Annotated in this window: 10 protein-coding genes and 1 pseudogene; 9 read left to right on the top strand and 2 right to left on the bottom strand. The window is 49.4% G+C overall.

Annotation, left to right across the window (positions count from 1 at the left end):
* The 4 genes and pseudogenes from HOLDEFILI_RS20060 to HOLDEFILI_RS07975 all read left to right on the top strand — a co-directional run.
* Positions 1–336 (top strand): annotated as a pseudogene (locus HOLDEFILI_RS20060) (ATP-dependent Clp protease ATP-binding subunit); the annotation flags it as partial.
* Between the two features lie 440 nt (positions 337–776).
* On the top strand, positions 777–1,991 hold the full coding sequence (locus HOLDEFILI_RS07965) for a polysaccharide biosynthesis C-terminal domain-containing protein (protein ID WP_006059068.1): 1,215 nt from the start codon (positions 777–779) through the stop codon (positions 1,989–1,991).
* The gene (wecB, locus tag HOLDEFILI_RS07970; RefSeq protein ID WP_006059069.1) at positions 1,988–3,175 is read left to right on the top strand and encodes a non-hydrolyzing UDP-N-acetylglucosamine 2-epimerase; all 1,188 of its coding nucleotides are present in this window, start codon (positions 1,988–1,990) and stop codon (positions 3,173–3,175) included. Before HOLDEFILI_RS07965 ends, wecB begins: the two co-directional genes overlap by 4 nt.
* A gap of 115 nt (positions 3,176–3,290) precedes the next feature.
* The gene (locus tag HOLDEFILI_RS07975; protein ID WP_006059070.1) at positions 3,291–4,163 is read left to right on the top strand and encodes a GH25 family lysozyme; all 873 of its coding nucleotides are present in this window, start codon (positions 3,291–3,293) and stop codon (positions 4,161–4,163) included.
* A 30-nt stretch (positions 4,164–4,193) separates the two neighbouring features.
* Here HOLDEFILI_RS07975 and HOLDEFILI_RS07980 read toward each other — a convergent pair whose 3' ends face one another.
* Together HOLDEFILI_RS07980 and rpsD are read right to left on the bottom strand one after the other, a co-directional pair.
* Positions 4,194–4,448 (bottom strand): TfoX/Sxy family protein, encoded by a 255-nt coding sequence (locus HOLDEFILI_RS07980; protein WP_039864335.1) that lies wholly within the window; start codon positions 4,446–4,448, stop codon positions 4,194–4,196.
* A 97-nt stretch (positions 4,449–4,545) separates the two neighbouring features.
* A complete protein-coding gene (gene rpsD / locus HOLDEFILI_RS07985; protein WP_039864337.1) occupies positions 4,546–5,148 on the bottom strand; it encodes a 30S ribosomal protein S4 in 603 nt (200 codons plus the stop codon).
* Positions 5,149–5,491: 343 nt separating this feature from the next.
* Here rpsD and HOLDEFILI_RS07990 point away from each other — a divergent pair, with 343 nt between their 5' ends.
* The 5 genes from HOLDEFILI_RS07990 to HOLDEFILI_RS08010 form a co-directional block, all read left to right on the top strand.
* Positions 5,492–5,926: a GNAT family N-acetyltransferase gene (locus tag HOLDEFILI_RS07990; RefSeq protein WP_006059073.1), complete on the top strand. Its 435-nt coding sequence runs from the start codon at positions 5,492–5,494 to the stop codon at positions 5,924–5,926.
* Positions 5,927–6,050: 124 nt separating this feature from the next.
* Positions 6,051–7,781, top strand: a complete 1,731-nt coding sequence (locus HOLDEFILI_RS07995) for a septation ring formation regulator EzrA (RefSeq protein WP_039864338.1) — start codon at positions 6,051–6,053, stop codon at positions 7,779–7,781.
* Positions 7,762–8,922, top strand: coding sequence for a cysteine desulfurase family protein (locus tag HOLDEFILI_RS08000; protein WP_006059075.1), 1,161 nt, complete (start codon positions 7,762–7,764; stop codon positions 8,920–8,922). Before HOLDEFILI_RS07995 ends, HOLDEFILI_RS08000 begins: the two co-directional genes overlap by 20 nt.
* Positions 8,903–10,099 (top strand): tRNA uracil 4-sulfurtransferase ThiI, encoded by a 1,197-nt coding sequence (gene thiI / locus HOLDEFILI_RS08005; RefSeq protein WP_006059076.1) that lies wholly within the window; start codon positions 8,903–8,905, stop codon positions 10,097–10,099. The genes HOLDEFILI_RS08000 and thiI overlap by 20 nt, the downstream gene beginning before the upstream one ends.
* Positions 10,100–10,234: 135 nt before the next feature.
* On the top strand, positions 10,235–10,579 hold a 345-nt coding region (locus tag HOLDEFILI_RS08010; protein ID WP_208854956.1), incomplete at its 3' end, for a hypothetical protein.

Genomic DNA, 10,579 nt, shown 5'->3' on the forward strand with positions numbered 1-10,579 from the left:
GTCAATCGGATCGATGAGATCATCGTCTTCAATGCCCTGAACAATGAAGTGTTGATCAAGATCGCCGATAAGTTCCTGCATGAACTGGCTGTTCGGTTAGCGAAGAAGGATATTGCGCTTGAAGTCACCGAGGCGGCAAAGGCGAAGATCGTCGAGCTGGGCGTGGATCCGGTCTTCGGAGCGCGGCCGATGAAACGGCATATCCAGAGAACGATTGAAACCTTGATTGCCCGTAAGATGATTGAACGGGGCAACGAGGGCAACTGCACGATGAAGGTGGACGTGGAAAACGGGCAGTATGTTCTGCACGTTATTGAAAATCCTGAAGTGATCTAAAGCATAGAGGTCGGAGAAATCCGGCCTTTTTTGTCGCCTTTTGGAGTTATGAAGTTCTTTTTTGAATAACCGTTCATGATAGGAAATGTGTCGTAAATGACATTCTGTGACCCTATTATTTATGAGTTAACATTGGAAAGTAGAAAATATTTCCTTGTTCAAAGGTTGCTAATAATTCAACTAAATTCGAAAGCTGATGTCAACAATACTTACAAATTATTTTGCGAATCTTGATACAGTTAAAGGAAAGATTGATATCAGAATTCTATTTAGAAGAGATAAAACAGTTTTTAATAAGCAATCAGTATAAATGTTCACTATTGGGTATAATAAACACTTAAACATAAAATGAGTTTAGTTTTTTTGGAGATTGGTTAAAAATACTTTCTTGAATCCTTGTTTAACTAATAGTACAATATCAACGTGATAGGCGGTGCGGAATGAACATATTAGTTACAGGCGCTAAGGGCATGGTAGGAACAGCTCTGGTAGCCAATCTGAAGAATATCAAAGAAAATAAGAATAGAACTCGACCGGACTTGAAGATCGATGAGATCTATGAATATGATCGGGAATCTACGGTAGAAGAATTAGAACTGTACTGTGAAAAAGCCGAATTTGTATTCCATCTGGCAGGTGTCAACCGGCCTCAGGATCCGGCTGAATTCATGTTGGGAAACTTTGGGTTTACATCGACATTGTTGGAATTGTTGAAAAAGCATCAGAACAAAGCGACGATTATGCTGAGTTCTTCGATTCAGGCGACGCTGGCTGGAAGGTTTGGGGAATCGGAGTATGGCAAAAGTAAGCAAGCAGGCGAAGAACTGTTTTTCCAGTATGCCGAAGAAACGGGGGCCAAGGTTGCCGTGTATCGGTTTCCGAACTTAATGGGCCATAGCCGTCCCAAATACAACTCAGCAGTGTCGACGTTCTGCTGGGCTGTGGCGAATGATGAAGAGTTCACTGTGAATGACAGAAGTACAGAATTAGAATTGCTTTACATCGACGATCTGATCGAAGGCATGTTTGATCTTCTGGAAGGAAAAGAACAGCACTGTGAATTTGACGGAGTAGAAACGGTTTTGAAAGAAGACGGACGTTATTGTTGCGTGCCTGTGACGCATAAGGTTACCCTGGGCGAGATTGTCGATTTACTGGACCAATTCAAAGCACAGCCGGAAACGTTAATGATGCCTAAAATGCCGGAAGGTTCCTTTGCGAAGAAATTGTATAGTTTATACTTAACTTATCTTCCGGCGGAGAAATTTAAGTATGAACTGAAGATGAACTGTGATGCACGCGGGAGCTTTACGGAACTCCTGCATACGCTGGACTGCGGTCAGGTCAGTATTAATATCAGTAAACCGGGGATCACAAAAGGGCAGCATTGGCATAACAGCAAATGGGAACAGTTCATTGTCGTAGCGGGTCACGGCCTGATTCAGGAACGGAATATTCATACTGGGGAACTTGTTGAATTTGAAGTGTCAGGAGAGAAGATAGAGGCCGTCTATATGATTCCCGGGTGGACGCACAACATCATCAATCTGTCAGAAACTGAAAACCTGGTCACTGTGATGACGTGCAATGAAATCTTTAACCCGGAGCAACCCGATACCTTTTTTGAAGAAGTAGTGAGGAAGGCAGCAGAATGAGTGAAATCAGAACCGATTATTCTTCTATCCATTTTCAGGATAACGGAAAACTTAAGCTTTTAATCATCGTGGGCACGCGGCCGGAAATTATCCGGCTGGCGGCGGTGATCAATAAATGCCGGAAATATTTTGATGTGGTTTTAGCCCATACGGGACAGAACTATGATTACACGTTAAATGGGATCTTCTTTGAAAACCTGAAGATCGCGGATCCGGAAGTGTATATGGATGCGGTAGGGGACGACTTAGGGGCAACCGTAGGCAACATCATCAACTGTTCCTACAAGCTGATGAGTCAAATTCATCCGGAAGCGTTATTGATTCTGGGAGATACTAATTCCTGTTTATCTGCGATCGCCGCCAAGCGTCTGCATATTCCGATCTTTCATATGGAAGCCGGGAACCGCTGCAAAGACGAATGTCTGCCGGAAGAAACAAACCGCCGGATCGTCGATATCATCTCCGATGTCAACCTGGCGTATTCCGAGCATGCGCGAAAGTATCTGCATGAATGCGGTCTGCCGAAAGAGCGTGTCTATGTAACCGGATCGCCGATGGCGGAAGTGCTGCATCAGAATCTGAGTGAAATTGAAAGTTCGGCGATTTTAGAAAAGCTGGGCTTGCAGCCGCATCGTTATATTCTGCTTTCCGCTCACCGGGAAGAGAATCTGGATACGGAAAAGAATTTCCTTTCGTTGTTTAACGCGATTAATAAAATGGCGGAAAAATATGATATGCCAATTCTGTACTCCTGTCATCCGCGTTCCCGCAATCGTTTGAAAGCGTCAGGCTTTCAGTTGGATCCGCGGGTAATTCAACATGAGCCGTTAGGCTTTCATGATTACAATCACCTGCAGATGAATGCTTTTGCGGTAGTCTCGGATTCAGGCACATTACCGGAGGAAAGCAGCTTCTTTACCAGCATAGGCCATCCATTCCCGGCCGTCTGCATCCGGACATCCACGGAAAGACCGGAAGCCTTGGATAAAGCCTGCTTTGTTTTAGCGGGAATTGATGAAAAGTCGCTGCTGCAGGCAGTCGAAACCGCGGTGGCAATGAATCTGTCCGGGGATTACGGAATTCCGGTTCCGGATTATGTTGAAGAAAATGTAAGCACCAAAGTAGTGAAGATTATTCAGAGCTATGTGGGCGTGATTAATAAAATGGTGTGGCGGGTATCGTAAAGATATTCACCGCACCTTTTTTGTTTTAAGCTGACTAGGAACATGCGCCAGAGCGCCTTCTTTTCCGGGAATAGAATAGATTACCGGACAATCCGGGAAGAAAGGAGGACTCAATATGAAAGTTATCGACATCAGTCAGTACAATGGCGATGTAGATTTTCGCCAGGTCCGGGCTTCCGGTGTGGAAGCGGTGATGCTGCGGTCAAGCTGGGGGCACTTCGTTGAAGACTTGCGGTTTCGTGAGAATGTCCGCAAATGCAACGACGCGGGGCTGCCGTACGGACTTTATCATTACAGCTATGCTTTAAACGAATCCGAGATGATGCGCGAAACAGACGATTTGATCGCGCTGGCCCGGCAATTTTCCCCGCGCATGCCGGTCGCAATCGACATGGAAGACGCAGACGGCTACAAAGAACGCAACGGAACGCTGTATAACAAAGCTCTGAACACTGAAATCTGCCGCTACACCTGCCAGAAAATTGAAGAAGCGGGTTTCTATCCGATGGTCTACGCGAATCTGGACTGGTTTCGCAACAAGCTGATCTTGAGTGAGCTGGACCGCTACGATCTGTGGCTGGCCCAATGGAATGTCAACGGGCCGTCGCTGCCCTGCGGGATGTGGCAATATACGAGCAGCGGATCCGTGCCGGGCGTACCGGGGCGCTGTGATCTGAATACGGCGTATAAAAACTATCCGGTGATTATCGGCGAGAATGAAGAGGGGGGACAGGATATTCAGTGGATTAATCCGTATGTTACGGTGCAGGTCGTGCGCGGTGTCGGCCGCCGCAACATCTATTATGTGCGCAATGCCGTGATTTCAGGAACCGTGATCGCGGAGCTGAGCCCGGGCGAAAGCTTGCCTGTGGATTTAATCAGCGCTATGGTTCTGGAAGATGGCTACAAGTGGATTAAAGTCGATCTGGGACAAGGCGTAGTCGGCTACATGCAGGTCGATCTGGACTATCTTCGCTTTCTGATTTAAAAAGCGAATTCCGAAGAATTCGCCTGACGCTTATTTGTAGACAGAATAAAAATCTTTGAGCTCGGCCTTCTTATCGGGGCTGAGCTCGCTTTTCTTTATGCCCTGGATCGCGCCTTCCAGAGCGTACAAGCGGTGGATGCAGGCAGACGGATCGACAGCCCGGATTTTTAACCAGGCTTGCTGGGCACCCAGCGCGATCAGCTGATCCGCGGTGGTGATCCCGACTTCGTTCAGCTGGCGTTCCAATTCCTTTCCTAAATTCGGCAGTTTTGACAATTCACCCATATGTTTGCCTTCTTTCTCTATTTTCAGTGTAGCGGAATGGCGTTTGAAAAACAAGGTGAAAATACAAAAAAAGCCTTGCTTGAAGGCTTTCTTTGACTTATCGGTTGTAGTATTCGACAACCAGCAGTTCGTTGATTTCCTGATTCAGTTCGTTCCGTTCCGGCATGCGGACATAAGTGCCTTTTTTGTTTTCTTTGTCGACGGTAACGAAAGCGACCGTGTTCAGCGTTGCTTCTAAAGCATCAGCGATGCAAGCCATCGACTTGGACTTTTCCTTAACTTCAACCGTAGAACCCGGCTTTACTGTGAAGGAAGGGATATCAACCTTCTTGCCGTTAACCAGGATATGACCATGGTTGACTAACTGACGGGCAGCACGGCGAGTTCTGGCGAAGCCCATGCGGTAAACGATGTTGTCCAGACGGGATTCCAGCAGGCACAGGAAGTTGTGACCCTTAACGCCAGCCATCTTTTCCGCTTTGATATAAGTGTTCGCGAACTGACGTTCATTAACACCGTACATGTTTCTGATTCTCTGCTTTTCACGCAGCTGCGTGCCGTAGTTGCTCAGCTTAATCCGCTTTGTCGGTCCGTGCTGACCCGGCGCATAAGTGCGGCGCTGCAGTTCCTCGCCTGTTTCCAAGATCGAGAAGCCCAGACGACGGGAAATTTTCCAAACTGGTCCAGTATTTCTTGCCATTTTCAATTCCTCCTTGTGTGTTTTATGGCACATAAAACAACAACAGGTACAAATCATTGACGCAGGGTGTTGGTAGACGGCAGTTTCGCTTGAAGCAGCAAGTTACTTCTGCTCTGGAAAGAATTCCAGTACCAACGCCGGTTGCGCAACTTTGTAAGCTGCTATTATTAAACGCTAGGTAAGTATAGCAGATTTCTTTGCTCTCTGTCAATCGAAAAATGAAATAAATCCCTTTGACAAAGGCGTTTTGCGGAAATTGGAGTTGAATTGAGAGCGGTGAAAAGTTTATAATGAGAAAACAAGCGCTGCGGGAAATCGAAACCAGCGGCAGGAGGAGAAAAAGATGCGGTTTACGACGATCGATCAGCACAATTACCGCCAGGTCTGCAGCCTGAGCGTGACGCCGGAACAAAGCGGATATCTGAGCAGCGCGCCGATGATTTTAGTCCGCGCCTATGCGTTTCGCCATCAAAACAGCGAGGTCAGCGTGATCGAGGAGGGGGAAGACCAACTCGGCCTGGTAATGACGCGGGAAGCGGAATCGGGAAGCGAGATCATTCTGGATCAATTCTTTATTGATCAGCGGTTTCAGCACCGGGGCTATGGCCGGAAAGCGATGAAACTGCTGCTTCAAAAGCTGCGTGAACGCCAGGTAAAACGCATTGTTTTATGTTACCGTGAGGCAGATCAGGCCGCGGCGCACTTGTACCGGTCGCTGGGCTTTGCGGAAACCGGCGAGCGGGATGAAGATGAAATTCTGATGGAGCTGATCTTGTGAAGCGTAATAAAAGGAAGCGCGCGGCGGCGTTTTTCGCGGCGGAGAAGAAGTTGTCAAAAACTCACTTTTAACCTATGAGAGTTTGTCGCTTTATGATAAAATAAGAACTAAGAGGTGGTATGCGTTGGAGAAGGTACTGGAAATTCTGACACGAAAAGAAGTGATCATCGCGATGGTGGTCATTCTTGTTATTTTTATAATCTGGTTCATCATGCGAAAGGTAAAGATCAAGAACTGCAAGGCGCAGCTCTCGGAGCTGGAAGTCCGGTATAACTCGATCAAGAGCGTGCCGCTGCCGTTTAAGCTGAACAAAGCCGTGGCCATCGCCCGCGTCAATCAGGAGACGATGGCGCAGGTTACGCATTGCAAAGATGATTTTGAACTGGCGCAGGCCAATCTCAAGCAGATCGCGCAGATGCTGGCGGACACGGAAGACATGGTTCTGGTCGGCAAGCTGAAAGACGCGCGGATCAATCTGGATGATCTGGACAACATGATGGAGCTGGGAGAGGAACAGGTCCATCAGCTGGAAGCGTTCCTGGATAAAATTCTTGAGAAAGAAACGGCGCAGCGGGCGGAAGTCACGCAGATGAAGGAAGAATTCCGGACCCTGAAGCTGCAGGCGCAGGAAAAGAGCGCCCAGCTGTCTTTCTGCTGGGAAACGATCGAAAACCGGATCGCCGCGACAGAGAAAATGTTCTCGGCGTTTGAGGAATGGATGTACGCTTCGGAGTTTGAAAAAGCTTCGGAAGAGTTGGAAGAAATCCGTGAAGCACTGGGCGATCTGACCGATATCATCAATAATCTGCCGCAGCTGCTTCAGGAAGCGCGCGGCCTGATTCCAAATTTGATCGACGAGGTTTCGCGCAGCTATTCGATGCAGAAACAAAAAGGCGTTTATCTGCACCATCTGGAAGTGCCGCGCAATCTGGAAGTGATCAGCGAAACGCTGAAAGAAGATCTGGCTGCACTGAAGCAGGGGACAGCCGTTCATATCCGGGCGCATCTGGACGAGGATAAAAAGCGGCTCAGCCAGCTGTTGGCGCAGATTGAAAAAGAAGGCCAGAGCTATGACGAAATGCGCCAGGCTGAAGAAAAAGCAGAAAAGACCGTGCTGCAGCTGAAGGAAAACAGTCAGTATGTCCGTCAGCTGATGGCGAAGGTTTCCGTGCGGTTTGGGATCGAGGATCTGACGGATCAGATTAAACTGCGCGAGCAGCGGATCATTGAAATTGAAGATATGCGCGTTAAGATCATGCAGATGATCAAAGGCAATTCCGTTCCCGCTTCAACGATTCTGATTTCCCTGAAAGAGCTTCAGCAGGAAGCCGACGCCGTGCTGACTGAGGTCAACCAGCTGAAAGCGCGGCTGGACAGCGCCTGCAGCGACGAGGCCCGGGGGAAGAAGCAGCTGCTGAAGCTGCAGCTGATCATGAATGAGATGCAGGTCAAAATCCGCAAGAACAAACTGCCGGCGATCTCCGCTACCTATGAAGGCGATCTGGCGCGGGCGGTTGAATATGTCCGCTCGATTGAAGACCTCTTAACCGATACGCCGCTTAACGTACAGCTGATGAACGCTACGCTCAGTGACACGATCGATTATATTTACAAGCTGTATAACAATGTGAACAACCTTGTCGCTATGGCGATCATGGTAGAGAATACGATTGTTTTCGGGAATAAATACCGTTCGACGTATCCGGATATCGATTCGGAGCTGACCCGGGCCGAGCTGTGCTTCCGCAACGGCGAATACACGCAGGCGCTGACCGTGGCGCTGGCGACGATTGAAAGAATTCATCCGGGTTCGTATGAAAAGCTGATAAAGGAGAATGCGCAAAGTGCTGCCTGATAACGCGATCTATTTTGATAATGCCAGTACGACGCCGGTGCATCCGGAAGTCCGCAAACTGGTTAACTCGCTGTTGGAAACGTCGTTCGCCAACAGCGAATCTTTGTATGACGAAGGGATGGAAATATCCCGGCTGATGGAGAAAAGCCGCTCGCAGATCGCTTCTTTGCTGAAGGTGCAGCCGCATGAGATTATTTTTACCAGCGGTGCCAGCGAGGCCAACAACATGGCGGTCAAGGGCGCGGCATTTGCCGCGATGGGCAGGAAAAACCATCTGATTACGACGAAGGTTGAACATTCCAGCGTCGCCAACGCAATGCGCCAGCTGGAAGAGGTGTTCGGGTTTGATGTGACCTGGCTGGACGTCGACGAACGGGGCGTCGTCCGGCTGGATCAGCTGGAGCAGGCGCTGAGCGAGAAAACGGCGTTGGTTTCGATCATGGCGGTCAATAATGAAGTCGGCAGCGTGATGCCGCTGGAAGCGATGAAAAAGATCGTCCGGAAAAACAGTCATGCCTTGCTTCATATCGACTGTGTCCAGGCGCTGAAGCGAATTGATCTGGATTTGAGCCAGGTCGATCTGGCAAGCTTTTCCGCGCATAAGATCGAGGGCCTGAAGGGCAGCGGCTTTTTGATGAAGAAGCAGCATGTGAATCTGGTGCCGATCATCAGCGGCGGTCAGCAGGAACAAGGACTGCGCGGCGGCACGGCCAATTCCGTAGCCGATATCGCGCTGGCCAAAACCCTGCGGCTGGCGCTGGAAGAACAGACGCTGTACCGGACGGTGACCCGTCAGCTGAATCAGCGGATGCGCGAAGGGCTGGCGCTGCTGCCTGAGATTGAAATCAACAGTCCAGACGACGGCGTCAGCGCGATCTTAAACTTTTCATGCAAAACGATTCCCTCGGAAGTCATGATGAACGCGCTCAACAGCCGGAATATCTGCGTTTCCGCGCAGAGCACCTGCTCCAGCAAGTCCAAAACGCCGTCCCATGTCCTCAAGGCGATGGGAATGAGTGATAAGCGGGCGCTGTCGAGCATCCGCTGCAGTTTTTCCAGCCGCAATACGCCGGAAGAAGTCGATCGATTTCTGCGGGAACTGAAGGAGATACTACATAAATATGGAACCCATTCAATATGATCACATTTTAGTACGCTATGGCGAATTGTCGACCAAGGGCAAAAACCGTAAGGATTTTATCAAAAAGCTGACCGACAACATCCGCGCGTCGTTAAGCGCTTATGACAAGCTGACGTATGAGCGGACCTTTGACCGCTTATACATTCATCTGCATGGAACGGAGCCGGAGGAAATCTGCGCGATTTTGAAGGAAATCTTCGGCCTGAGTTCGTTTTCGCTCTGCCTGAAAATCCGTTCTGATCTCGACGCGATGGTGGAAACCGGTTATCAGGTGGCCATGGAACGCGGCCAGGGGACGTTTAAAGTCGAAACCCGCCGTCATGATAAGAAATTCCCGCTGGTCAGCGATCAGATCAATCGTGCCGTCGCAACGAAGATCTTGAAGGAAAGCGAAATGAGGGTTGACGTCCACAACCCGGATCTGCGGATCGGCATTGAGGTCCGCGAGGAATTTACCTATGTGATGGCGGATACGATCAAAGGCGCCGGCGGTTATCCGGTCGGCATGGGCGGCAAAGCGCTGCTGATGCTTTCCGGCGGTATCGATTCGCCGGTCGCGGGCTATCTGACGATGAAACGGGGCGTGGAGATCGAATGCATTCACTATGCCTCCCCGCCGTATACGTCCAGCAGTGCTCAGAAAAAAGTATTGGATTTAGCCGGGATTATCTCGAAATACCAAGGCAGCATCAAGGTGCATATCATTCCACTTACCGATCTGCAGCTGGCGATTTACAAGCATTGCGACGAAAGCTACGCCATCACGATCATGCGCCGCATGATGTACCGGATTGCCGAGCGGGCTGCGCAGAAATACAAATGCCTGGCGATCGTGAACGGCGAAAGCATCGGGCAGGTCGCTTCACAGACGCTGGAAAGCATGCAGACGATCAATCACGTTATCGACATGCCGGTAATCCGGCCGGTCGTCACCTACGATAAGCTGGAAATCATCGACGTGGCCCGCCGTATCAACACCTATGAAACGTCGATTCTGCCGTTTGAGGACTGCTGCACGATCTTTACACCGAAAAATCCAGTGACCAAGCCGCATCCGGAAAAAGCGGAAAAGATGGAAGCGGGCTGGGATTTTGAAGCCTTGATCGACGAGTGCCTAGAGAAAATGGAAACCGTCGTCGTCACACCCGCCACGCCGCAGGAAGACGATCTGTTCTGAGCTGAAAACCTGTTAAGTTGACCGGGAGCTAAAGCGTCCCGGTCTTTTTCCATTTCTTCCCAAACTCTTGCCGAAGCTTTCTCTGAATGCCGCTGAACGAAGACAGCCATACTGTTATTGAGGTGAGAAAAAATGATGGATTATCGTAAACGCGATTATCAGTGTCCGTCCCGGAAAAGCCAGAACGATTACAAATATGAGATGGCTTACGAGCTGGGCGCCGACTACCAGGAAGCCCTGGTTGAACGCAAAAGCGAATATCTTCAAAATGTGAAGCAAAAAGAAATTTGCAAGCATGCCACCGAATTTGGACAGGAGATGGAAATCATGAACAATCAGAACAACAACCAGAACAACAACGACCGTCAGCACCAGTCTGACCGCCAGCACAATCAGGAAAATCGTCAGAACAACAACCAGTACCGCTCGGAATTCTCGCAGGAAAACCAGTTCCAGCAGAACAACAGCGATCGTCAGCAC

The organism is Holdemania filiformis DSM 12042 (assembly GCF_000157995.1).
Classification (GTDB): Bacteria; Bacillota_I; Bacilli_A; order Erysipelotrichales; family Erysipelotrichaceae; genus Holdemania; species Holdemania filiformis.

Coding starts and splice junctions, on each gene's coding strand:
- wecB (WP_006059069.1), top strand. CDS start 1,988: ATGAGTGAAATCAGAACCGATTATTCTTCTATCCATTTTCAGGATAAC.
- HOLDEFILI_RS07965 (WP_006059068.1), top strand. CDS start 777: ATGAACATATTAGTTACAGGCGCTAAGGGCATGGTAGGAACAGCTCTG.
- HOLDEFILI_RS07980 (WP_039864335.1), bottom strand. CDS start 4,448: ATGGGTGAATTGTCAAAACTGCCGAATTTAGGAAAGGAATTGGAACGC.
- rpsD (WP_039864337.1), bottom strand. CDS start 5,148: ATGGCAAGAAATACTGGACCAGTTTGGAAAATTTCCCGTCGTCTGGGC.
- thiI (WP_006059076.1), top strand. CDS start 8,903: ATGGAACCCATTCAATATGATCACATTTTAGTACGCTATGGCGAATTG.
- HOLDEFILI_RS07990 (WP_006059073.1), top strand. CDS start 5,492: ATGCGGTTTACGACGATCGATCAGCACAATTACCGCCAGGTCTGCAGC.
- HOLDEFILI_RS08000 (WP_006059075.1), top strand. CDS start 7,762: ATGCGCAAAGTGCTGCCTGATAACGCGATCTATTTTGATAATGCCAGT.
- HOLDEFILI_RS07975 (WP_006059070.1), top strand. CDS start 3,291: ATGAAAGTTATCGACATCAGTCAGTACAATGGCGATGTAGATTTTCGC.